The 25,339-nt window shown below is 41.5% G+C and carries 21 protein-coding genes; 18 read left to right on the top strand and 3 right to left on the bottom strand.

From position 1 onward, the window contains the following. Positions 1–19 precede the first annotated feature (19 nt). Positions 20–1,054 carry a hypothetical protein gene (locus tag B3J29_RS08085; protein WP_175967435.1) on the top strand — a complete coding sequence of 345 codons (1,035 nt, stop codon included), beginning with the start codon at positions 20–22 and terminating at the stop codon, positions 1,052–1,054. 42 nt (positions 1,055–1,096) lie between these two features. Here B3J29_RS08085 and mnmG read toward each other — a convergent pair whose 3' ends face one another. Next, the gene (gene mnmG, locus B3J29_RS08080) at positions 1,097–2,977 is read right to left on the bottom strand and encodes a tRNA uridine-5-carboxymethylaminomethyl(34) synthesis enzyme MnmG (protein WP_175968209.1); all 1,881 of its coding nucleotides are present in this window, start codon (positions 2,975–2,977) and stop codon (positions 1,097–1,099) included. 249 nt (positions 2,978–3,226) lie between these two features. Here mnmG and B3J29_RS08075 point away from each other — a divergent pair, with 249 nt between their 5' ends. The 8 genes from B3J29_RS08075 (at position 3,227) to purD (ending at position 11,366) form a co-directional block, all read left to right on the top strand. After that, positions 3,227–3,598 (top strand): hypothetical protein, encoded by a 372-nt coding sequence (locus B3J29_RS08075; protein ID WP_175967433.1) that lies wholly within the window; start codon positions 3,227–3,229, stop codon positions 3,596–3,598. 212 nt (positions 3,599–3,810) lie between these two features. Then, positions 3,811–4,698 carry a bile acid:sodium symporter family protein gene (locus tag B3J29_RS08070; protein WP_286964949.1) on the top strand — a complete coding sequence of 296 codons (888 nt, stop codon included), beginning with the start codon at positions 3,811–3,813 and terminating at the stop codon, positions 4,696–4,698. Between the two features lie 88 nt (positions 4,699–4,786). Continuing rightward, positions 4,787–5,686 carry a bile acid:sodium symporter family protein gene (locus B3J29_RS08065; RefSeq protein ID WP_175967430.1) on the top strand — a complete coding sequence of 300 codons (900 nt, stop codon included), beginning with the start codon at positions 4,787–4,789 and terminating at the stop codon, positions 5,684–5,686. Positions 5,687–5,809: 123 nt separating this feature from the next. Beyond that, positions 5,810–6,715 carry a 50S ribosomal protein L11 methyltransferase gene (gene prmA / locus B3J29_RS08060; RefSeq protein WP_034170373.1) on the top strand — a complete coding sequence of 302 codons (906 nt, stop codon included), beginning with the start codon at positions 5,810–5,812 and terminating at the stop codon, positions 6,713–6,715. Positions 6,716–6,733: 18 nt separating this feature from the next. Further along, a complete protein-coding gene (locus B3J29_RS08055; protein ID WP_005235262.1) occupies positions 6,734–7,594 on the top strand; it encodes a DUF3426 domain-containing protein in 861 nt (286 codons plus the stop codon). Positions 7,595–7,995: 401 nt separating this feature from the next. Next, entirely contained in the window at positions 7,996–8,265 is a 270-nt protein-coding gene (gene fis / locus B3J29_RS08050; RefSeq protein ID WP_001086304.1) for a DNA-binding transcriptional regulator Fis, read from the top strand. Positions 8,266–8,360: 95 nt separating this feature from the next. Then, positions 8,361–9,935, top strand: a complete 1,575-nt coding sequence (gene purH, locus B3J29_RS08045) for a bifunctional phosphoribosylaminoimidazolecarboxamide formyltransferase/IMP cyclohydrolase (RefSeq protein ID WP_175967426.1) — start codon at positions 8,361–8,363, stop codon at positions 9,933–9,935. Between the two features lie 147 nt (positions 9,936–10,082). Further along, positions 10,083–11,366 carry a phosphoribosylamine--glycine ligase gene (gene purD / locus B3J29_RS08040; RefSeq protein WP_175967424.1) on the top strand — a complete coding sequence of 428 codons (1,284 nt, stop codon included), beginning with the start codon at positions 10,083–10,085 and terminating at the stop codon, positions 11,364–11,366. A gap of 46 nt (positions 11,367–11,412) precedes the next feature. On the opposite strand, the gene B3J29_RS08035 is transcribed toward purD, so the two are convergent. Together B3J29_RS08035 and B3J29_RS08030 are read right to left on the bottom strand one after the other, a co-directional pair. Further along, the gene (locus B3J29_RS08035) at positions 11,413–11,889 is read right to left on the bottom strand and encodes a hypothetical protein (RefSeq protein WP_286964943.1); all 477 of its coding nucleotides are present in this window, start codon (positions 11,887–11,889) and stop codon (positions 11,413–11,415) included. Next, complete coding sequence (locus tag B3J29_RS08030) at positions 11,886–12,281, bottom strand: FRG domain-containing protein (protein WP_286964940.1); 396 nt, start codon at positions 12,279–12,281, stop codon at positions 11,886–11,888. Before B3J29_RS08030 ends, B3J29_RS08035 begins: the two co-directional genes overlap by 4 nt. 83 nt (positions 12,282–12,364) lie before the next feature. Here B3J29_RS08030 and B3J29_RS08025 point away from each other — a divergent pair, with 83 nt between their 5' ends. The 9 genes from B3J29_RS08025 to B3J29_RS07985 all read left to right on the top strand — a co-directional run bounded on the left by B3J29_RS08025 (position 12,365) and on the right by B3J29_RS07985 (position 25,310). Further along, positions 12,365–12,922 carry a GNAT family N-acetyltransferase gene (locus B3J29_RS08025; RefSeq protein WP_175967420.1) on the top strand — a complete coding sequence of 186 codons (558 nt, stop codon included), beginning with the start codon at positions 12,365–12,367 and terminating at the stop codon, positions 12,920–12,922. A gap of 589 nt (positions 12,923–13,511) precedes the next feature. Continuing rightward, complete coding sequence (locus B3J29_RS08020; protein ID WP_005235248.1) at positions 13,512–14,387, top strand: MetQ/NlpA family ABC transporter substrate-binding protein; 876 nt, start codon at positions 13,512–13,514, stop codon at positions 14,385–14,387. A 72-nt stretch (positions 14,388–14,459) separates the two neighbouring features. Next, entirely contained in the window at positions 14,460–15,485 is a 1,026-nt protein-coding gene (locus tag B3J29_RS08015) for a methionine ABC transporter ATP-binding protein (protein ID WP_034170305.1), read from the top strand. Continuing rightward, positions 15,482–16,177, top strand: coding sequence for a methionine ABC transporter permease (locus B3J29_RS08010; protein ID WP_004786199.1), 696 nt, complete (start codon positions 15,482–15,484; stop codon positions 16,175–16,177). The genes B3J29_RS08015 and B3J29_RS08010 overlap by 4 nt, the downstream gene beginning before the upstream one ends. Before the next feature lie 662 nt (positions 16,178–16,839). After that, positions 16,840–20,412 (top strand): DNA polymerase III subunit alpha, encoded by a 3,573-nt coding sequence (dnaE, locus tag B3J29_RS08005; protein WP_175967418.1) that lies wholly within the window; start codon positions 16,840–16,842, stop codon positions 20,410–20,412. 35 nt (positions 20,413–20,447) lie between these two features. Then, on the top strand, positions 20,448–21,296 hold the full coding sequence (locus B3J29_RS08000; RefSeq protein WP_034703830.1) for an RNA methyltransferase: 849 nt from the start codon (positions 20,448–20,450) through the stop codon (positions 21,294–21,296). Further along, positions 21,296–22,105 (top strand): serine O-acetyltransferase, encoded by an 810-nt coding sequence (cysE, locus tag B3J29_RS07995; protein WP_175967416.1) that lies wholly within the window; start codon positions 21,296–21,298, stop codon positions 22,103–22,105. Before B3J29_RS08000 ends, cysE begins: the two co-directional genes overlap by 1 nt. Before the next feature lie 123 nt (positions 22,106–22,228). Next, positions 22,229–23,179: an ABUW_2363 family tetratricopeptide repeat lipoprotein gene (locus tag B3J29_RS07990; protein ID WP_175967414.1), complete on the top strand. Its 951-nt coding sequence runs from the start codon at positions 22,229–22,231 to the stop codon at positions 23,177–23,179. Positions 23,180–23,303: 124 nt separating this feature from the next. Beyond that, positions 23,304–25,310 (top strand): esterase/lipase family protein, encoded by a 2,007-nt coding sequence (locus tag B3J29_RS07985; RefSeq protein ID WP_286964934.1) that lies wholly within the window; start codon positions 23,304–23,306, stop codon positions 25,308–25,310. Positions 25,311–25,339 lie beyond the last annotated feature (29 nt).

Genomic DNA, 25,339 nt, shown 5'->3' with positions numbered 1-25,339 from the left:
AAATATAATTTTTTAATCAATGAAAAAATTACCTCATAAAGTAACTCGAATTTGCTGGAATTCAAATCATTGGATTGCCCCTTCGGGAAATATTGGAAAATCAAAAGATACCAACTCATTCGAAAGCATATACGGTTTTGGCTTCGAAGAATGGAATTTTGACTTCTCCAAAATTATCGATGGCTATATTTATGGCTATATTCCAGCCGCCTCAGCAGGTCGTATATCTAGCGCGACAGAGCCAACGTTCTCTCTTTCTCTCTACTGTATTGAAAATCAAAAAAAATATAATCAAAGATGGTGGCTAGGCACAATCAATCAAGTTGAGCTTGTAGACACTTTAAAATCACAAGAAATTTATGCCATTTATGAAAAAAATGGATGGCTTAAACAAAGATTTGACCAACTAAAAATATTAGGGATCGACTATACTCAATTATTAGATACGTATCCTGAAAATTTTTTTAACATACGCTACAAATTAAAAGATCTTAATCTTTTGGATACCCCTTTAAGCTTTCATCACAAAAATCCAGCCGTTACCTCAAATTATTATAATTTATTAAACTTCACCAAATTTCCTACAGAGACCAAAGATACTATAGTGGAATTGAGTACTGTTGCTCAAAAGGAATACGTTAATAGAAATTCTTACACAATAGAAGCAGCTACTTTCCAAAAAATGCATTCCATAGTGCATAATTTATTAATTAAAAATTTAGAATTAGAGTTCAAAGAGTTAAAAATATATTCTGAATATCATTTGGATAACAATACTCGTGCAGACATTGCAATTCTTGATAAATCAAACAACTTTATACTCTATGAAATCAAAATTGCACGAAATTTACGAGATGCTCTAAGACAATCTATAGGACAACTACTAGAATACTCTTTTACTTTACAACATCAGAATGTTAAAGAAATGAATATCGTATCTATATTTGATATCGATGATCCCCTCCACATTAATGAAAAAGAATTTCTAGAATCATTAAGACAAAATTTTAAAATTCCAATTTCATATCTTTATGTAGACATAAGAAATACTTAAAATAAAAAACCCGCATCTCTGCGGGTTTTTTACTTCAAAATCTTATGCAGATTTTTTCGCTTGAGCATTCTTACGGATGGTGATCATCACCAATTGAACCGCTGCTGGTGTTACACCTGGAATGCGGCTTGCCTGAGCAAGTGTTTCAGGACAAATGTCTTTCAGCTTCAAGGTAATTTCACGAGAAAGACCAGAAACAACATCGTAATTAAAATCAGCAGGAATACGAGTTTCTTCCAGACGTTTCATTTGCGCAACCTCTTGATGCTGACGGTTGATATAACCTTCGTATTTCACTGCAATCTCAATCTGATCACCCACTTGTGGTGAAACTTCAGAACCAGTCAATTCAGCAATTTGAGCAAAGGTAATGTTTGGACGTTTCAGCAAATCAATCGCAGAACATTCTTTAGAAAGATCCGCACCTGTCATCTCAACGAATTTTTTACCCATTGGGTTGTTTGGTGCAGCCCAAAGATGTTGCAAACGACCTGTTTCTTTCTCTACAGCTTCCATTTTTTCACAGTAAGCTGCCCAACGTTCGTCATCAACTAAGCCCATTTCACGGCCGATTGGTGTTAAACGTTGATCCGCATTGTCTTCACGTAGCATCAAACGGTATTCCGCACGAGACGTGAACATACGGTACGGTTCTTTAGTACCTAAAGTGATCAAGTCATCAACCAGTACGCCCATGTATGCTTCATCACGTTTTGGTGTCCATTGCTCCTGATCCCAAGCGCGACGTGCTGCGTTCAAGCCTGCAAGCAGCCCCTGTGCACCCGCTTCTTCATAACCTGTCGTACCGTTGATCTGACCAGCAAAGTACAGGTTATTGATCGCTTTGGTTTCCAAAGTGAATTTCAACGCTTGCGGGTTAAAGTAATCGTATTCAATCGCATAACCCGGACGAAGAATATGTGCATTTTCCATACCACGGATTGAGCGTACCAGTTCAAACTGCACGTCAAATGGTAAAGACGTTGAAATACCGTTTGGATAAAGCTCATGTGTATCCAGGCCTTCAGGCTCAAGGAATACTTGGTGTGAGTCTTTATCCGCGAATTTATGAATTTTATCTTCAATCGATGGGCAGTAACGTGGACCTACACCCTCAATCACACCAGTGTACATTGGTGAACGGTCTAAACCGCCGCGAATGATCTCATGAGTACGTTCATTGGTATGTGTAATATAGCAATTCACCTGTTCAGGGTGCATAGACACATCACCCATAAATGACATGGTCGGAGATGGGAAATCACCCGGCTGTGGAGTCATTACAGAGAAATCAACTGAACGCGCATCAATACGTGGTGGCGTACCCGTTTTTAAACGACCCACAGGTAAATTTAATTCACGTAAACGGTGCGCCAGAGAGATTGACGGCGGATCACCAGCACGACCACCTGAAGCATTGTTTAAACCGATGTGAATCACACCGCCTAAGAATGTACCCGCAGTCAGCACCACAGTTTTCGCATCAAAGCGAATACCCATTTGGGTCACGACACCTTTCACGGTATCGCCTTCAACAATCAGGTCATCTGCTGCTTGCTGGAAGATATCTAGGTTCGCTTGATTTTCTAAAGTCTCACGAATTGCCGCTTTATAACGTACACGGTCAGCCTGCGCACGAGTTGCACGAACTGCTGCACCTTTGCGTGAATTCAGAATACGGAATTGAATACCACCTTTATCGGCAGCCAGTGCCATCGCACCGCCCAAGGCATCAATTTCACGCACTAAATGTGATTTACCGATCCCGCCAATGGCCGGGTTACAGCTCATCTGCCCTAAAGTCTCAATGTTATGAGTTAAGAGTAATGTCTGTCGACCCATACGTGCTGCAGCCAGTGCTGCTTCCGTACCTGCGTGACCGCCACCGATAACAATGACATCGTATACTTTAGGATAGTGCATAGTGGTAAATAGAGAGATAGAAAAAGGATAGCTGAACATTATAGCAAACTTCCTTCCAAAGTTGACAAAATCACTTGAATTTATCCTTCGGAATTTACCCTGCCAGCCAATAAAGCAATGTAATTAAACTTTGCAGACTTACTATATAAATTAAACATCTAAACTCAAAAAGTTACCCGACTCATATTGTTTAATATTGATTAGTTTTTAATCTATAAAGTGGTCACATTACAAACAAAGGTATACATGATGAATAAGAATATTTTCCTAGCAACAGCGCTCTGCGGTCTATGTTTCGCTCCATTTGCAGCCTCAGCAAATGATAAAGTCGAGAAGGTTTATAATGCCCAAAAATACCAGCAAGTTTGTAAAGGTAAATCAGAGGGTGCTCCTGTAAGTTTTGCTTACCGCGGTATTATCTGGAATGGTACCTGTCAGCAACAGTTCTTCCCTTCATCATCAACCAATATCAAAGGCGATGAACCCGAACTTTATACATCTTGTAGTTCAGGCGGCGAAACTTCTGCAACCATTAATGGCACTCAGATCAATGGTAAATGTGCATTAGGCTTTACCCCTCCACGTCCACAGTCACAAATGCAGTCTCAGCCACGGATGTAACAAGATATGCAGTCTCAACCGCAAATGCAAACTCAGCCTCAAACCCCATCTCACTCAGGGATGTAAATCACTATATAGCTGATTAAATATATTTTTAATCATAAACTTAACGGGTAAAATGCATAAATTTTACCCGTTTTTATATTGCTTATTTATTCATCTACGCTAAACTCAAAACATACCTAAAAAATGAATAATAAAAAGGAAACTTCATGGATTCGGGGTTTTTTAGCTTGTTTTTGCCGATTACTTTGGCAATAACAATGATGGGGTTAGGGCTACAGTTAACAATCAAGGATTTTCTACATGTTAGCCGTTATCCTAAGGTGATTTTTATTGTCTTATTCTCACAACTGGTAATTTTAACCGGTTTAACCTTTTTAATCTGTCTGGTACTTGATCTGCCGCCATTGCTTGCTGTAGGCATGATGCTGCTGGCTGCCTCTCCAGGAGGAGCTACTGCCAATCTGCTAAGTTATCTTTATAAAGGTGATGTTGCGCTTAATATCACGTTAACCGGCATCAATACGATTATTTCTATTTTTACCTTACCTTTTATTATGAACCTGTCCCTGTACTATTTTATAGGACAGGATACCGGCATCGGCTTACCGCTTGAAAAAATGGCTCAGGTTTTTCTGATTACGATTATTCCGGTTGTGATCGGCATGCTGATGCGGGCAAAATTTCCAAAGCTTTCAGATATTGTACATATGCCAATGCGGCTGCTATCTATCGCTTTTTTAAGCATGCTCTTGATCTATGCCATTTTCCAAGAGCGCTTTAACATCATCGAATATTTTGCCAGCATTGGGATTGCTACCTCTATATTATGTTTTTCCAGCCTGTTTCTCGGTTATTGCCTGCCTTTATTAATGGATATTCCAGACAAGATGGCACGTGCCTGTACCTTTGAAGTCGGCATTCATAACACAACTGTTTCAATGACAATTGCGATTTCTGCCCTGAATAATGTCACCATTGCCATCCCTGCGGGTATTTATTCAATTGTCATGTACGTTTTTGCTGGGATTTTTGGTTTTATGATCAGCCAGCAGAAACTCAGCTATAGTACCAAGAGTCGTTTATCAGATTTGTAACTTTCTAAGTCAATTGCCTGCTTAAGCTGTATGCTTTTTTATAGAAAATGTAAAACTATTAAAATAAATTTCTATAAGGAGCATGCAGATGGACTCTGACATCATAACAATATTCCTCCCCCTCGCACTCGCCATCATCATGGTGGGATTAGGACTCGAACTCACACTCAAAGATTTTGCGCGGGTAAGTCAGCACCCTAAAGCAGTGCTGGTTGCCTTGTTTTGTCAATTAATTCTGCTGGTAAGCATTGCTTTCATTCTATGTAAAGTTCTGGCTTTACCACCTTTACTCGCTGTTGGTCTGATGTTGCTGGCCGCATCGCCAGGTGGTAGCACCGCAAATCTGTTCAGCTATCTATTTAAAGGTGATTTGGCGCTTAATATTACCTTGACTGCGATCAATTCGGTGGTTGCTGCATTTACATTACCTTTAATCATGAATTTCTCGATCATGCATTTTATGCAGGACAGTCAGCAGATCAGCTTGCAGTTCGGAAAGATCCTGCAAGTGTTTGGTATCATTATTATACCAGTCGCGATTGGTATGTTGATTCGTCATTATGCCCCAGCACTCACTGTAAAGCTGAATAAGCCTCTTCGCATTTTTGCAGTCCTCTTTCTGGTGCTGATTATTGCAGGAGCAATTTATAGTGAACGCGCCAATATTGCCGAATATCTGACTCAGGTGGGTTTAGCAACCGCCCTGTTCTGTCTCTTCAGCTTAATGATTGGCTATTTTGTTCCACGCCTGATGAATATCAATTCCGCTCAGGCACGTGCCAGTGCCTTCGAGATCGGTATTCATAACAGCACACTCGCCATGACTATTGCACTTACTGTCATGTCCAGCACTGTGGTTGCCATGCCTGCTGCGGTCTATTCCATCTTCATGTATATCTTCGCGGCTATTTTTGGATTATTACTGAATCGCTTTGCTCCAGTAGCTGCACGCCCTACCATCTCTCCCACTCAAGAAAATGCGTTTTAACCGGTTTTCATAAAAAGGGTGCGTAAGCATCCTTTTTATTTGACTCCGTCTCAAGAAGATCACACCTTCAAGCTGAACTTCCGTTACAATAGCTTTTTGAAAAAATGTATAAAGGTTATTTCTGTGAAGTGGTTACAAATTCATATTACAGTTGATCAAGCTCAGGTAGATTTTACTGAAACATTACTTAGCTCACTGGGCGCCGTAAGTGTCACTCTGGATGATGCTGAAAACCAGGATTTACTGGAACCACTTCCAGGTGAAACACCGCTCTGGAATAAAGTGATCGTGACTGGCATCTATGCTCAAGAAGATGACGAAGAAGAAATCGATGTAGCTGCTTTGGAAACCTTTATTCGCGCACAACTACCTGAAGCACCGATCCGCCATGAATTCCTGGAAGATCAAGCTTGGGAACGCACCTGGATGGATGCCTACGAGCCAATCCAGATTTCTGAAAAATTCTGGATTGTTCCAGAATGGATGGAAGCGCCTGAAGCAGATGCAGTGAATATCAAGCTTGATCCAGGTTTAGCTTTTGGTACAGGTAACCATGCATCTACTTTCCTTTGCCTGCAATGGTTGGGTAAAACTGATGTAAAAGACAAGATCGTGATCGATTATGGCTGTGGTTCAGGTATTCTGGCTGTCGCTGCATTGTTACTCGGTGCCAAATATGCGTATGCAACTGATATTGACCCACAAGCTGTTTTGGCCACCAAACAGAATGCTGAACTGAATGGTGTATTGGATCGACTTTATGTTGGTTTACCAGAGGAGTTCAATGCAGAGCTTGGCGAGCAGAAAGCAGATGTATTTGTTGCTAATATTCTGGCTGGCCCACTCATGATGCTTGAGCCTGAGTTCGCAGAATTGGTCAAACCTGAGGCAGAGTTCGCACTCGCAGGTGTTATTGAAGAGCAAGTTGCTGATGTTACTAGCATTTACTCAAAACATTTTGATATATTAGAAGTAGAAAAACGCGATGAACACTGGTGCCGTATTTCGGGGAAACGCCATAAGAATTAAAGAGTCTATAAAACATTTATGAGTGACAAGCGAACCCACTGCCCGACCTGCTCTACAACCTATAAAGTTACGGTTGCGCAATTAACCATTGCCCAAGGCATGGTTTGCTGCCCAAAATGTAGTACGACCTTTAATGCTTTATCGCATCTGGTGACCGAAGCACAGAATTCGGTCGCCCTTACCCATACGCCAAGTCATGTTTCTTATATTAATAGAAGCCTCGCCGAATCTACTTGTTCAGCCAATTCTTCAGATCAGCACTATTTACTCAACATCTTTGATGAAAAAGTTGAAAACTCAAATATTGATCTGAAAACATATCTGAACAACCTGAATTATTTCAGTACCGAACCGATTGCAATCCTCCCTAGCATGAACTGGGATGATCAGGCTGATAAACAGCACAATAAAGGCCCGCTTTATTATTTAGGCTGGACCAGCCTAAACCTGTTCTTATTTGGCTTACTTTTATTTCAATTCTTCTGGTTTAATCCACACTATATTAAGAATAGTCATGTGATGAGTGTGGCTTTTAACAATATCTGTGAAGTGTTCAACTGTTCCAATCTCGAAGAACATTACAATCTGATCAATACCAATAAGGTCAAAGCCAAAGCAATTGCTACAGATAAAACCCAGTTTAGCGGTGAACTGATCAATTTCCATAAGCGTAGTCTGGAAATGCCAAATTTGAGAGTCCACCTTAAAGATCAGGGTGTGGTCTTGGCGACTTATAATTTAAAACCTCAGGAATACCTGATCGAAAGCTTGGTCAAGATTCAACGTATTCCCCAAAACAGCCCATTTAAATTTGAATTTGTGCTTCCTGTCGACCGTAAAGACTTCGATAATTACAGTTTGGAAATAATTCGACCTTAATATTGATAAAAACTATTAAAAAACGAAAAAAAAGTTAAAAAAAATGCAGTTTTCTTGCTCACTTTTCCCGAGACAATGGTATTATACGCGCCACGAAAGCTATGTGCTGCAAACTCCTCGCTACTTTTTCACAACAAATACAGTCTTGCCTAATGCGCTCTAAAACTTATTGCGTATCTAGCAGATTTTTTTGTTTTGATTTTGGTCAGTAACAAAACTTTAACTATTGTTACGCTTATTTTTCGACCAAATCGTCGAGATGTGGCAAGCTACAAGCTCAATGTAATGACCAAGTTTTAGAACTCCAGTTTTAGGATCTAAAATGGAGTTCATTTCAATTTCTAGACCACTTTTATATATCGCTTTACCCAAGTGATATTTGATTTTTCGGATTAATTCGCATGAATAGCAAATCTCCTATTTTTACTGCACAATCTGATGTCGCTCTTCGTATTCACGTAGATCGCGCAGTTCGCCACTACTTTGCACAACTGCAAGGCGAGCAACCTTCTCAGGTGTACGACATGGTGCTGGCAGAAATGGAGAAGCCTTTATTATCTGTCGTTCTAGAATATACGCGTGGTAATCAGACACGCGCTGCCGAGATTCTCGGACTAAACCGCGGTACTTTACGCAAAAAGTTAAAAGCTCACGGTTTAATGAGTGAATAAATGATAAAATGCTTGCGGCTACCGCAGGCATTTTTTTTTGACTGTTAATTAGCTATTTAGATTTAATCTGTTCCTTGGTAACTGTGACGAAGATCATGACTATTAAACGCGCTTTAATCTCTGTTTCCGATAAAACCGGTATTGTGGAATTTGCACAAGACCTTGCTGCTCTTGGGGTAGAAATTTTATCTACAGGTGGTACATACAAATTGTTGAAAGACAATAATGTCGCTGTAGTAGAAGTTTCGGAGCACACTGGTTTCCCAGAGATGATGGAGGGCCGTGTAAAAACACTACATCCGAAAATTCATGGTGGCATTTTGGCTCGTCGTGGTCTAGACGAAGCTGTGATGGCTGAACACAACATCGATGCGATCGATCTTGTCGTTGTTAACCTGTATCCATTTGCTGCAACTGTAGCGAAACCAAACTGTTCACTGGCTGATGCGATTGAAAATATCGACATCGGTGGTCCAACAATGGTTCGTGCTGCTGCGAAAAACCACGCATCTGTTGGTATCGTGGTAAATGCTGCTGACTATACGACTGTGATTGCTGAGCTTAAAGCTGAGGGTGCTTTATCTTATGCAACGCGTTTTGACCTTGCTGTTAAAGCATTCGAACACACTGCTCAATATGACGGTATGATCGCATCTTACCTAGGCGCTCGCGTAGGTAAAGAAGAAGGTCAGGCAGATAAATTTGCGCGTACTTTCAATACTCAATTAAACAAAGCTCAAGACTTACGTTACGGTGAAAACCCGCACCAGTCTGCTGCGTTCTATGTTGACCCTGCTGCGAAAGAAGCTTCTGTTGCGACTGCTAAGCAGTTACAAGGTAAAGAACTCTCATATAACAACATCGCGGATACTGATGCTGCACTTGAATGCGTTAAATCATTCGCGAAACCTGCTTGTGTGATCGTAAAACACGCGAACCCATGTGGTGTTGCAGTATCTCTAGACGGCATCAAAGCCGCTTATGATCTTGCTTATGCAACTGACCCAGAATCTGCATTTGGCGGCATCATTGCGTTCAACCGTGAATTAGACGTTGCAACTGCGCAAGCAATTGTGGATCGTCAATTCGTTGAAGTGATCATTGCACCAAGTATCGCTGACGGCGTACTTGAAGTGACTGACGCGAAGAAAAACGTACGTGTACTCGTATGTGGCGAACTTCCAGCGATTAATGAACGTGCTCCACAGCTTGACTACAAACGTGTAAACGGTGGTTTACTGGTTCAAGATCAAGACTTGGGCATGATCACGAAAGATGACCTTAAAGTAGTGACTAAGCGTGCTCCAACTGAACAAGAAATCGATGACATGATCTTTGCTTGGAAAGTTGCGAAATACGTGAAATCAAACGCGATTGTTTATGCGAAAAACCGTCAAACTATTGGTGTGGGCGCAGGTCAAATGAGCCGTGTAAACTCAGCTCGTATTGCTGCGATCAAAGCTGAACACGCTGGTTTAGTGGTTGAAGGTGCAGTTATGGCATCTGATGCCTTTTTCCCATTCCGTGACGGTATCGACAACGCGGCTAAAGCCGGCATCAAATGCATTATCCAACCAGGTGGTTCAATGCGTGACGAAGAAACAATTGCTGCAGCGGATGAAGCTGGTATTGCAATGGTATTCACTGGCATGCGTCATTTCCGCCACTAATTTTTAAGTATTAAATTCCAGACCCTCCTTTTCGTAAGGAGGGTTTGTTACATCAGTAGATTATTTAATATCTTGCTATAAGATGTTAAAAGATTTTTAAACCTCATTGGGTTTGTGGAATTTCATTTTCGAGGGAATTTTCTAAAGATGAACATTTTAGTTTTAGGTAGTGGCGGCCGTGAACATGCGCTTGCATGGAAAATCGCACAAGACGATCAAGTGGCAAAAGTATTTGTTGCACCGGGCAATGCAGGCACCGCAACTGAAAATAAATGTGAAAATGTCGCTTTGGACATTCTCGACAATCCTGCCATCATTGATTTTGCGAAAAATAATGCAGTTGAAATGATTATTGTGGGTCCTGAAGCACCGCTTGTGAATGGTGTGGTTGATGCTTGTCGCGAAGCAGGCGTGAAAATTTGGGGTCCAACTCAATTTGCTGCTCAGCTGGAAGGCTCTAAAGCATTCGCTAAGCACTTCTTAAAACGCCATAACATTCCAACAGCTTTCTACGATGTATTTACCGAAGTAGATGCAGCGAAAGCCTTTGTAGAGAAAAATGGTGCACCAATCGTGATCAAAGCGGATGGTCTTGCAGCAGGTAAAGGTGTAATTGTTGCCATGACCAATCAAGAAGCATTTGATGCGATTGATGACATGCTGGCTGGCAACAAATTTGGCGATGCCGGTTCTCGCGTAGTCATTGAAGAATTCCTTGCTGGTGAAGAAGCCTCTTTCATTTGTATGATTGATGGTGACAACATCCTGCCAATGGCGACATCTCAAGATCATAAACGTATTTTTGAAGGCGACCAAGGTCCAAATACTGGCGGTATGGGTGCTTACTCTCCTGCGCCTGTTGTAACAGCTGACGTTTTTGAAAAAACCATGAATGAAGTGATGCGTCCTACCGTTGAAGGTATGAAAAAAGACGGTCACGTTTATACAGGTTTCTTATACGCAGGCTTGATGATTGACGACAAAGGTCAACCAAAAGTGATCGAGTTTAACTGTCGTTTTGGCGACCCTGAAACTCAACCGATCATGATGCGTTTAAAATCATCTTTAGTTGATTTGGTTGAAGCTGGTATTGCGGGTAACTTACCTGCGGAAGCAGAGTGGGATGAGCGTAAAACTGTGGGTATCGTTTTAGCATCTAAAGGCTACCCTGAAACTTCAAGCAATGGCGATGTGATTTCAGGTCTAGATACTGAGATGACTGATGCCAAAGTATTCCATGCAGGCACCAAAGCCAATGAAAATGGTGATATTGTCACTGCTGGCGGTCGTGTACTTTGTGTGACTGCTTTGGGTAATACCATTGGTGAAGCACAAGCGAAAGCATTAGAGCTTTGTGAAAAAGTAACATTCGACGGCGTTCAATACCGTAAAGATATTGGTTACCGTGCAATTGCGCGTGAAAATGCTTAATCTATATTTAGATTAAATAAAAACCCCGCTGAATGCGGGGTTTTTATTATTTGCTGTATATACGCTTAATATATGTAGCTACTTTTTCAATTTCAGGAAAAATTGTAGCTTCAGTAATACCTAAAATTTCAAGCTGTCCAATAATTCTTGCTTTATCACTATGAGGAATAATAATTTTTTTATCTTTTGTCAAAATTAGACTATCACTTAATTTTGCTGGTTTATCTTTCTTAAAATTATCAATACCAAATAAGAAAAATGCACTATCTTGTCTAATCACACGTTGATTATCCATTCTAGGCTTAACACATAAAACACTAGAAAGAACATCTGGTTCTATACGTGGCTCGAAATGAGGTTTTTCGCTTTGTATTTCATAGACTAATTTTTTAATTGATTGCTGAGTATTAAATTCCTCACACATTTCATCAAAGCCATCGTCAAGAAAAAATAAACTGGTATCTATACTTTTAGGTATCTGAAAATTACATGGGATGCGACTTAGATTAGATAAAATACTCACTGTGTCACTATCGTAATATTTGATCGATGATTTTGGTACTTTAAAAATGATAAGCTCAGCATCATTTTTGACTTAGATTGACATGCAAAATATAAAGCAATTAATGGGTTTGTTGTTATATCTAATAATCTCGTAGGCAATGAGTAATGTTGCATTTTGACTAGAAATTCAAATGTAGTCTTGCAATGTTCAAAATCCTGTGGGCATCTAAGCAACAGTTCTTTAAAAATAATATGCTCATTTTTTATGATGTCATTACGGTAAATATACGGTTCAAGCTTATAGCTCTTATTTGAATGCCCCCTAAAAAAGATTGCATGGTCATTTGATATCAAATCATATTCATTTAATTTTTTTAAAATTTCTGCAATCCCTAATTGCTGTTTTGGCATATAAATCTCAATAAAAAAAATATTTTTAATCGTGTAATTTTATAATATAGACGAGCTATCTACTTTTTAGAATTAAATTTTCTATGAATATTAAAATTAAAACCCCTCGCCTAATCTTTCGCCAATGGCAAGACTCCGACACTGCCCCATTTATCCAAATGTGTGCAAATGACGAAGTTATGCGATATTTTCCTAAAAAGCTCGACGCAACAGAAGCAACAGCCTTTCTAGAACGTATCCGCTCAGACATTGAAAAACGTGGTTGGGGCTTATTTGCTGTAGAACTCAAAGCGACTGGCGAATTTATTGGCTTTATAGGTTTACACGTTCATCCGCCTGAGTTTGAACTAGCCGATGCCCCTGAAATTGGTTGGCGATTATTACCTCAATATTGGCATCAAGGCTATGCGACCGAAGGCGCAAAAGCAGTTCTTAAATATGCCTTTAGAAATCTAAGATTAGACAAAGTCATTTCATTTACAGCATGTATGAATACGCCATCAGAACGTGTCATGCAAAGCATTGGCTTAGAAAAGGTAGGAGAATTTGATCATCCGCTTGTTCCTGCCGATCATACCTTGTGTAGACACGTACTCTATGAAAAACAGCGTTCGGATTATATGCATATTCCCTTCTGTTAAAACATTCTTGCAGTCATGAACTAAGAAAACCAAGATCAGATCCTGCATCGCCTATTGAACATGAAGGAAAGATTTATCTCGTTAAGATAGAATTTTCTTAATTTCCCAAGAATCAGATATTTTTTTATGTTTATCTATATGCATTTTTATGCTTAATATCAGCAAAAATATTATAAAGCTCACTATTTAATCAAATATAATATTAAAATCAATTAAAGTAAAAATAATATATTGTAATTACTAATATTTTTTTCAAAACTACTATTCATTTAATCAGATAAGCAACCACTTTTTATTCACTATATCGAATAAATAATAATTGCTATGATTGCGCCCATTCAGAGTACCAAATTTGACTATATCTTTTATAAAATCTCTATTTACTCTCTCCAAATAGAAAACCGATATAGTGGTTTGGTGAACTCTGACCCGATCGAATTAACGTGAACTGTTGCAGTACATTTGCATTTTCCCTGCCGGAGCCACATGCGACATCGATCTAGGGTCAGATGAAAGTGTAATAAAACTCCACTTTAACATGACCTTAAAATGCATATACTTTAGGCAACACGAGAATTAGGACATCTTTATGAAAAAGCTACTTGGCGTTTTACTCAGTGCATCTGTATTAACACTAACTGCATGCGGAAAACAAGAAGCGCCTGCAACGGACGCAGCACAAAACAAAGACTCAGGTGAACTTCAAACAGTTACTATGGCATCCACTGGTTCAGATGCTGACGTATGGCGCTACATTTCAACTTTGCCTGAAACTAAACAAGCCGGCATCAAACTTGATGTGAAAAACTTCACTGATTATGTTGCGATGAACACTGCGGTTGCCAACAAAGAAATTGATGTTAACGCATTCCAATCTTATGCCTATATGGTGGCTTATAACGACGCCAATACTCAAAAGATCGCTCCACTTTCTACGACTTATCTTGAGCCAATGGGGATTTACTCAAGCAAAGTGAAAAAAGTTGAAGAGTTTAAGCAAGGTGCGACAATTGCTATTCCTAACGATGGCGCGAATGAATCACGTGCATTGTTACTTTTACAATCTGCGGGTCTGGTAAAACTTAAACCAAACTTTGACCTGGTAAAAGGTACGCCTGCTGACATCACTGAAAATGCGAAACAGATTGTCATCAAGCCAATTCAAATGGCGACTGCAGTCCGTGTGAAAGATGAAGTAGATGCGATTGTTCTAGGTAATACTTTGGCAATGGAAGGTGGTCTGAACGTATTGAAAGATGCGATCTATTACGAAGCGATTGATCAAAGTACTAAAATGAATGTTAACATTTTAGCTGTCGCTGCTGACCGTCAAAATGATCCTGTACTTCAAAAAGTTGGCCAGTTGTATCATACTCCTGCTGTGAAAGCCTATGTTGATGAACACTTCGGTGGTACTAAAGTTGCTGTAAATAAACCAGTGACTTATTTAACCGAAGAAAAGTAATACAATAATCAATATTCAGAACAGGCAAGATTTCTTGCCTGTTTTTTTATTCGTGATGCAGTATTTGACACTATGATTGAATTTAAAGACATCTCCAAACAGTATGAGCTCAAGGGTCAAACCTTACGTGCCTTGAATCGGATTAATTTACAGATTCCAACCGGCAGTATCTTTGGCATTATTGGCTATAGTGGTGCCGGTAAAAGTACCCTGATCCGCCTAATTAATCTGCTTGAACGCCCTACTTCTGGTCAGGTGATTATCAATGGCACGGACTTTACTGCTTTGGATGCCAAATCATTGCGTCAGGAACGTACCCAGATCGGCATGATTTTCCAGCATTTTAACTTAATGCAGACTAAAACAGTGGCTGCCAATATCGAAATGCCAATGAAATTGCTTGGCTGGAGTAAAGCTGAACGGGAAAAACGTCTCGAAGAACTGCTGGATTTTATTGATTTAAAACATAAGCGTCATGCTTTCCCGGATGAACTGTCTGGTGGTCAGAAACAGCGTGTTGGTATCGCTCGTGCCCTAGCGAATCATCCAAAAATTTTGCTCTGTGACGAAGCGACTTCTGCTCTTGATCCGCAAACCACCAAGTCTGTACTGCAACTTCTGAAACGTATTAATCAGGAACAAGGCATTACCATTGTCATGGTCACCCATGAAATGGATGTGATCGAAACTGTGTGTGATTATGTTGCAGTCATGGAAAAAGGTGATGTGATTGAGACCGGTTCTACCCTGCAGATCTTTAGTCAGCCGCAGCATCCAACGACGAAAAACTTCATTCAAACTGTACTCCAGCAGAACTTGCCAGTAAATATTCTGGCGAATCTGGAAAATCAGAATCATCACAGTATTTATTGTTTAAAATTCCTGGGCAGCTCAGCGCAGGAAACCGTGATTCAGGGTGTGATCAAACAGTTTGATATCAGCTTGAATATCCTGTTTGCCAATATGACAGAAATTAATGGGTCAGTGATTGGCCAGATGTTTATTCAGCTCTTAGGCGATCCAGCGCAAATCACAGCAGCGATGCAATATCTGAGAGATAACGGCGTACAAGTAGATCAGGCAGGAGTACAAGAATGAGAGACTTAATTGTACAGTGGTTGACCACTATTACTGCGCCATTCTGGAAAAGCTCGCTATCGATGGATCAGTTTGTTACAGCACTGCAAGAAACCTTCCATATGGTGTTCTTTGCGATGTTGTTTGGCTGTATCTGGGGCTTCATTCAGGCGATCATTTTACTCGTCACTCGTCCAAACGGGATTCTGCCAAACCGTGTGATTTACCATGCTCTAAACCCGATTGTGAATGCACTGCGTTCCCTGCCATTTATTATTTTGCTAATTGCGGTGATTCCACTAACCAAGTTTTTGGTCGGAACATCAATTGGTACTTGGGCAGCGATTGTACCTCTAACTATTTATGTCGGTCCTTATATCGGCCGTCTGGTAGAAACCTCTCTGCTGGAAGTGAATGAAGGCATTATCGAATCTGCTCAGGCGATGGGTGCAACACCAATGCAGATTATCTTTAAGTTTATTCTGCCGGAAGCGCGTAGCTCACTCATTCTTAACCTCACTACTGCAACCATCAGTCTGATTGGTGCAACAGCGATGGCTGGAGCAGTTGGTGCTGGTGGTATTGGTGACTTAGCGATCTCTTATGGTTATCAGCGTTTTGATACCTCTGTCGTGATCATGACTGTAATTGTCTTGTTGATTCTGGTGCAGATTGTACAAAGTGTCGGTGACTGGTTATCTCGACTTCGTTAAGCTAAATTCCTAAGTAAATAAAGCCCTCTTTTTGAAGGTTTTATTCTTGTATAAAAATCTATAACACCATAATAAATCTATTAACTATCGAGGTTGGCGACATGGATGTCGCCCGTTGGCTTATCTTACGTTCACTTTAAAGCAGTGCTTAAAGCTTACTCAGGACATATCAACAAGCTAACAGAAGATTTTTGTTACCTTGCACAGCAGTGCTGCTCATCTTTCAAAAGTAAAGTAAGAGATTTAGTGTACTCGCTCATGAATTATAGAAATCATTTATTTTTGAAATTTCAATTCTTCTGAATTTATGAGCTGTCTATTAAAATTATTACTAAATATTATTTTGCTTTTGATCTTAGGATAACCAACCTTACCTTTAAAAGTTTCCTCTTACTTTTGACGGGGCATGAGAAGCATAGCTTCGCAAGACAAAACCCCTTTGTTGATCTGATGGCACTTCCTTTTGCCACAGATCAACTAGCGACATCCATGTCGCTGGGCTATAGATTTAATTTCCGGGAAATTATCCTTGTTTAAGTAGAATAATCACTCCAAAGCCCACTTTAAATTAAGATCTAAAAGTTCACCATTTCCCCTCAATTTCAAACTGAAACAATAAATCCCGTGCTAAACTATCGAGTGGTTTTTGCAGGGACTCATTTATGCACTTTGTTCATCTTGGTATTCATACAGAATTTTCGATTACTGAATCCATCGTACGTATACCTGACTTGGTCAAAGCTGCTGCGAATGACGAGATGCCAGCACTCGCGCTGACTGATTTATCCAATCTACATGCTGCTGTTAAATTCTATAAAAAATGTTTGGATAAAGGCATCAAACCGATTCTTGGCTCTGAAATTCGTCTGAATGATGCTGAGCATCGGGTTACCCTGCTTTCCATGACCAACAAAGGCTGGCGCAACCTGACCGAACTGGTGTCTGAAGGTTATATCAGCGGCCAGCAACTGGATATTCCTTGCGTACAAAAAGATTGGATCTTGAATCAGCACGATGACATGATCGTATTGCTCGGTATGCAGTCCGATGTCGGCAAAATGCTGATTACTTCAAATCCCGATAAAGCTGAACCGCTACTGCAAGAATGGGTAGAGAAATTTGGAAATCGTGTTTATCTCGCCCTCACCCGCACTGGCCGTGCTAATGAAGATACTTTCATTGAAGAAGCGGTAAAGCTCGCAAAGAAATATAATATTGGTGTAGTTGCACATAATGATGTGCATTTTATTGCACGCGAAGACTTTGAAGCACATGAAGCGCGTGTCTGTATCGCAGATGGTTATGTGCTTGGTGATAATCGCCGTCCTAAAACCTATAGCCCTGAGCAATATTTTAAAAGCTCAATAGAAATGGCGGAACTGTTTAGCGATATTCCAACCGCGATTGAAAACACCTTCCATATCGCAAAACGTTGTAATGTCACCCTACGTTTAGGTTTCAACGATCTACCAGATTATCCAATTCCTGAAGGCCATACTATTGACACCTACTTCGCACATTTATGTGAAGAAGGTTTAGAAGAACGCCTGAACTTCCTGTACCCACCAGAAAAACGTGAAGAAGATTGGCCTATAATCCGTCAGCCTTATGATGAACGTCTGGCCTTTGAGATCAAGATTATTCTGGATATGGGCTTCCCAGGGTACTTCTTGATCGTCATGGACTTCATTCAATGGTCCAAAGGAAATGGCGTACCGGTAGGTCCGGGCCGTGGTTCAGGTGCGGGTTCCCTCGTAGCCTATAGTTTGAAAATTACCGATCTTGATCCTCTGCGCTATGACCTGCTGTTCGAACGTTTCTTGAACCCGGAACGTGTTTCGATGCCCGACTTTGACGTCGATTTCTGTATCGCTGGTCGTGACCGCGTAATTGACTATGTGGCACAGACTTATGGTCGTGATGCGGTATCGCAAATTGCGACTTTCGGTACCATGGCAGCGAAAGGTGCGATTCGAGATGTAGCCCGTGTCCTCGGTAAATCTTATGGTCTGGCTGATCGTATTTCCAAACTGATTCCCACCAAGCCTTTGGGTTTAAGCCTGGAAGAATCATTGGAAGCTGAACCTCAACTGAAAGATATCGTCACCAATCCATCGAATCCAGATTATGACGATGCTTCGGAAATCTGGGAAATGGCATTGAAACTGGAAGGCATTACTCGTAATACCGGTAAACATGCCGGTGGTGTAGTCATTGCCCCTACCAAGCTGACCGACTATTCGGCCGTGATGTGTGATGCTGATGGTACTGCACGCGTTGCCCAGTTCGATAAGGACGATGTCGAAGCTGCCGGTCTAGTGAAATTCGACTTCTTAGGTCTACGTAACCTGACCGTTATTGAAGATGCCATCAAGCACATCAATGCACGCCCAGACGTGACCGAACCGGTGAATATTTCCTATATTCCGCTGGATGACAAGCCAGCCTATAACATCTTCGCGACGGCGAATACCACCGCGGTATTCCAGTTTGAATCCGTCGGCATGAAGAAGATGCTCAAGGAGGCGCGTCCAAGCAAGTTCGAAGAAATTATCGCCTTCGTATCGTTATATCGTCCGGGTCCAATGGATCTGATTCCTGACTTTATCCATCGTATGCATGGTGGCGAGTTTGAATACCTGCATCCATTACTGGAAAAGGTATTAGAGCCGACTTACGGGATCATGGTCTACCAAGAACAGGTAATGCAGTCGGCACAGTTCTGTGCCGGCTATAGCTTGGGTGGTGCGGACTTACTTCGTCGTGCGATGGGTAAGAAAAAACCTGAAGAAATGATCAAGCAGCGTAAGATCTTCATTGAAGGTGCTGCGAAAAAAGATATCGATGAAGCAACGGCGAACCATATCTTCGACTATATGGAAAAATTCGCAGGCTATGGCTTTAACAAATCGCATGCTGCAGCCTATGCACTTGTCGCCTATCAAACAGCTTGGTTGAAAGCGCATTATCCTGCTGAATTCATGTCAGCGGTGATGACCTCGGAAATGCAGAACACTGATAACGTGGTGTTCCTGATTGATGATTGCCGTCATAACGGACTGGAAGTATTACCACCATCGGTGAATATGTCGATTTACCAGTTCCATGCCAGTGATCCAAAAACTATTGTGTATGGTTTAGGTGCGATTAAAGGCGTGGGTGAAGCGGCAATGCAGTCAGTGATTGAATCACGTCAGAAAGAAGGTCCTTATAAAGACCTGTTTGACTTCTGTCACCGTATCGACCTGAAAAAAATCAATAAACGTACGCTCGAAGCCTTGATCCGTGCTGGTGCACTGGATTGCTTGGGCATTGAACGCGCTGATTTAATGGCACAGCTTCCTGAAGCAGTACAGGCTGCAGATCAGGCCCGTCAGAACCGTGAAACCGGGATCATGGATCTATTTGGTGAAGTTGAAGAAGTTCAGCGTAAACCGGCCAAACCGGTGAAACCTTGGTCTGATGAAGTCCGTCTCAAAGGTGAAAAAGATACACTCGGCCTATATCTAACGGGTCACCCAATTGATGTATATCGTAATGAGCTAAAAGCATTCGTACCTTGTCAGATCAATGAATTAACCCCGACCCGCCGTGGTGTAACGACTGTGTTTGCTGGTCTGGTAGTCGATGTCGCTAACTTCCCGAACCGGATGATGGTGACATTAGATGATGGTACGGCACGTATCGAAATCTCCACCAACCATGAACGCTTCCAGCGCTTTAAAGACATCGTTCAGGTTGATAAAGTCGTGGTGATTGAAGGTGAAATTTACGAGCGTGAAGGTTTTGATCGCCCACTCGGTCGTTTGACCAAAGCCTTTAGCCTGAATGAAATCCGTCAGAAACGTGCTAACAGCATCAAGATTACCTTGCAAGCTGAACATTACAGCAAAACCCTCAGCCGTGACTTGCAGCAAATTCTGATGCCATATACCAATGTGGATATGAGCACGCATATTCCAGTGATTCTGTATCTGGATTATGGCTATGCCACAGCTGAACTGCATCTGGGCTTAAGCTGGAAAGTTGCACCACTGGATGATCTTCTCGCCAAGCTGCGTGACTATTTTGGCAAGACCGCGCTCTATATCGAGTATCAGGTGAAGTCTAAAGCTGCACGTGCTGTATCTTATGAAGAAGCTAAGCCAGTTGAGGTTCCGCCTCCGCCTGCTGACATGAGCATGGACGATGCCTTGGCACAATATGAAGCTGAATCTCAGCTGCAGTATTCATAAATCTCCCATTTTAATATATCCAAACTGGAATCATCATGAGTCAAATTGACAATGCTGCTGTTTCAGCACATCTCTCCCATGTGCGTATTGTCATGGTTAATACCACCCTGCCTGCCAATATTGGTAGTGCCTTACGTGCCATGAAAACCATGGGCCTGTGCAAACTGGTCTTGGTTGCACCAAAAACCTACCCGCATCCAGATATTGATGCGCTGGCTGCAGGTGCAACCGATCTGATCGAACAGATTGAAATCGTAGAAACGCTAGAAGAAGCCATTAAAGATTGCCAGATCGTCTTTGGTACCAGTGCGCGTAGTCGCACTATTCCATGGCCTTTACTAGATGTCCGTCCAGCGGCAGAAAAAGCACTTTCTGCTGTGGTGCAAGAAAAACAGGAAATTGCGATTCTGTTTGGCCGTGAAGACCGTGGTCTGACCAATGAAGAACTGGCGATGGCGAATTATCACTTAACTATTCCTGTGAATACGGATTACGGCGTATTGAATGTCGCTCAAGCCATTCAGGTGATCTGCTATGAGTTACGTATGGCTGCACTGGATCAGGTTGAACACCCACGTGATCCAAAAGCCACCATGCAAGTCATTGATGGCATTGAAATGGAGTGGGATGAACCGCTGGTGACCCATGAACAGATGGAACAGTTCTACCCGCATCTGGAAAAAATGCTGGCAGAAATTGAATTTATGGACCCAAAAAACCCACGATTACTTCCTTTACGCTTGCGTCGCCTTTTCGGACGTATACAATTAGATCGTATGGAATATCACTTACTTCGTGGTATTTTCACTCGTGTTCAGGCACTGAATAACGGCACCTGGAAAAAATCTTCCCATACATCACAACAGGATGAGGATCAAAACTAATGCTAAAACAGCTCAAAGAAGATATCCAAGCTGTCTTTGCGCGCGATCCTGCAGCACGCAATACCTTAGAAGTCTTAACCACCTACCCTGGCATCCATGCACTAATTATGCATCGCATGGCACATGAGCTATGGAAAAAAGACTGTAAAGGTACAGCGCGTGTTTTGTCCTCTTTTAGCCGTTTTACAACAGGTATCGAAATTCATCCGGGCGCCAAGATTGGTAAACGTTTTTTCATTGATCACGGCATGGGCGTTGTGATTGGTGAAACTGCGGAAATTGGCGATGATGTCACCCTGTATCATGGTGTGACTTTAGGTGGTACAACCTGGAATAAAGGCAAACGTCACCCGACTCTGGAAGATGGCGTTGTTGTTGGTGCAGGTGCCAAAATCCTGGGTCCATTCACGGTAGGTAAAAATGCCAAGGTCGGTTCCAATGCTGTGGTTACCAAAGCAGTTCCGCCGAATACCACAGCGGTTGGCAACCCAGCGCGCTTTATCACCAAAGATCAGCCAAAAGATGATGCTGAAGCACGTCGTCGTGATTATGCCGAAAGTATTGGCTTCCAGCCATATGCAACCACACAAGACCAGTCTGATCCGATTATTGAAGGCATGCGTGTTCTACTTGACCGTATTCAACAAAATGAAAAACGCATGAATACGCTGTGCAACCGCCTGTCTTTGCTTGACCCGACTTTCAAGAAAAACCAGTTAAATGAACAGCCATTTAGCAAAGAAGAACTTAAAATTCTGGAAGATGCGCGCCGTGAGTGCGAAGCACAAACCAGTCAGTCCAAGGCCTGACTGTAAATCGTAATTCTTTTGTAACACGCATTTGCTTGCATGATCGCAGCACTTTTCATAGACTGACGATCATGCATTTTTTTGAATAGATGTTTTAAAAAATAACATAAATGGACGGATATTATGACCTTGAAGCCCTTAGCAATTTCTTGCTTAGCTTTTACCATGACGGCGTGCTCTATGGCACCGACATCAAGCAAACAAGAACAGAAACCAGCTGATCAGGTAGTTTTTGTTGAACCTGAAATTACTCCGCCATTTTATGCTTTAAACCCGTTTAACTATAACGAACCACCTCCATTTGAAGTTCATTTGCAAAAGGCCGCTGCGCAGCCAGTGACAAAAATGGTGGTGACTGATCCTAAAGATCCGTCTAAACAGTTAACCCTAGATGTAAACAAGCTGATTATCCCGATGGTGGATAGCAATACACGCAGTATGCGTTATGCAGCACTTGCCAATGAAAATGAAATCGACATTACCGAAATCGATGATTTCTTGCAGATGGTAGAAGGTAAAGCGCGTCATTATCCACCTCGTTTTAGCGACCGTCAGGAACGCCGTGGTTTTGAAGCAAAGCTTCGCGAAGTTTCTCAACAACTGGATACTTTAGCTTCACGTCCAAATGCTTCATTTGATGTATTAATGCGTGCATTTAAGGCCAGCGTGATGGCACGTAATCTTGATTTAGGTTCTATCTATACCACCAAGTCAATGACCTATGCACAGCGCATTCTTCGTATCAACCAGGATGATGCTGAAGCAAACTTCTGGTTTGGCTTTGGTCTGTCTGAAGGTGGCGGTCATCGTGAAGCGATTCAGTATTTGGACAAGGCAATGCAGGCGGGTGTTCAGGAAGCTTATTTATCTGCGGCAAATAACTACATTGCCATGGAGAATAAAAAGAATGCTGTTCAGGTTCTGAATAATTACAAAATTAAATATCCTCAAGAAGCTGAAGTCGCTGATCGTCTGATTCAGGAAATTGAAAAACAGGGTCGCTGGAACGTATGGCAAGTCATGCAAACAGCCGCTCCTGCACCAACAACCTCGGCGCCTACACCAGCACGATAAGCTATATTTCAGATTCATAATATTACAAATAGACCGCTCCGGCGGTCTATTTTTATGGGAAAAAATTAGTAAAATACAAAGCATTATCAAGCTTTATAATTTTAAATGAGTGTTCAAAGTCTTTATGCACGAGAAAATAAATAAGATAGCATTACTTTGCACTGTACTCATGACAGCTATATTGAGTGGCTGTCAGGTGGTGAGTGTTAAAGAGCAGGCTATTAATGTCACCATCAATAATGAACGCGATAGCATTCTTACACGCGATAAGTTGAGTGAAGCCAGTCTGAATGTCCTGTCCATGACCGGACGTGAAGCACAAGTCTGTGAAAATAATCCAGAAGAATGTGTGAAAGAGCTACAAGAAATTCCACAGATTCTGGATGAGCAATTACTTTCAACATCAAGTGAATTATATCTAGCTAAATCACTACAGCTGGGTAAATCGGCTGAATGTAAAACCAGTGCTCTGGCTAAAACCCGATCTGAAGAAAAACAGCAACTGCAAACCCAGAACCTGCAAAAATGTCAGGAACAGCAGTTACAAATGCTGGATAAAAGTATCCGCTACAGTTATGCCTATCTGTTCCAGACCGAACGTGCGCCACAAGACCGGATTTTCGACAACCGACAAGTTCAGATTCGTGACTTTTATAACCTGGCGATTGCTCATTTAATCCAGATCTACGCGGAACGTTATAAAACCAAAGAAGCCGGACAACGTCTACAGGTTGGCAACAGTGTCTATACCATTAATCTGGACAATTTCCCCCAGCTCAAGAATCAGTCGATTGAACAGTTAATGTCGACCTATAATATGAACTTCTCTGGTCTGCGCTCGATTACCCGTCGTGACGGTTTCGGCTCTGAGTTTCTGGTGGTTTTGCCGGAAGAAAAAATTTCCAAAAAAGATAAAAAATATCTGGTTGATCCACTACATTACCAATATCAAAATGGCGTAAATCCTTTTATTCATTCAGCACGTTATCTGGCAACCACAATTACTGCCATTCCAGAATCAGCGAACTCTGTAGAACAGATCCTAAATAACAGCAACTTCCATTTAAAACTTTATGACCCGTATAAATATGACAAGATTGAAGTTGCTAATAAGGAATATGCTTTAGCGGCAAACTTTTCAGCGCCTTATGGGCTATGGCTGGCAGAAAACAATCTGGGACGCGCAGCTTATCTAACACTGATCAATCGTGACGATAATCTGGTCATGCCGCATCTGTTTATGCTGGAACCTTATAATCCAAATAAAAAGGTTTTGGTGCTGATTCATGGTTTGGCCAGCAGCCCGGAAGCCTGGATTCGTTTAACGAATGATATTATGGGTGATCCGGTCTTAAGAGAAAATTTCCAGGTGTGGCAGGTCTTCTACTCAACCAACATGCCTATTCTGGAAAGCCGTTTCCAGATTAATGCGCTGCTTCAACAAGGTTTCGCGCGTATTAGCAATAATGCACCAGCCAAAAAAGAAGCTGTCCTCGTCGGACACAGTATGGGCGGTGTCATTGCTCGTCTATTGGTAAGTGATGCAGATATTACCGAGCCCGCTTTTAATATTGTAAAAAATTCAAAGCTGACCAAATTCCGGGATAATCCACTCTTTAAAGCGCGTTTAAAAATGCAGCCTGTTCCGAATTTTAGTCGCGCTATTTTCCTGGCAGCACCGCATAAAGGCACCGATTATGCAGATCGCTGGCATACCAAACTGGCACGTAAAATTATTCGTGTTCCGAGTGCCTTTTTGGATGCATTTGCTGACACTGTCCAAGGTGAAATTGGCTTAAGTGATTTTCTGCATGAAGTTGGTCGTGACCTGATTCAAAATGGGCCGAGTGATCTTAGTAAGAAATCAAAATTCACGGCACTGACCAAAGATATCAATCCTGCACCGGGATTCAAATTTCACTCGATTATTGGCAACAATACAGATAGCGATGATGAAAACATCATGACTGATGATGTCGTTGCTTATCAGAGTGCATATCTTGAAGGAGCGGCTTCCAATAAAATTATCAAAGGTGGACATTCTGTTCAGGAAACGCCTGAGGCTGTACTGGAACTCCGTCGTCTTCTCAGATTACATCTGGTTGATCTGGGGTTGTATGCCCCTGATTAAATCTTGATTGTCTTGTCCTGAAATAGATT

Origin of the sequence: Acinetobacter sp. UBA5984 (assembly GCF_002429925.1) — a bacterium.
GTDB lineage: Bacteria > Pseudomonadota > Gammaproteobacteria > Pseudomonadales > Moraxellaceae > Acinetobacter > Acinetobacter variabilis.
This window is presented reverse-complemented; position numbering and strand designations above follow the sequence as displayed.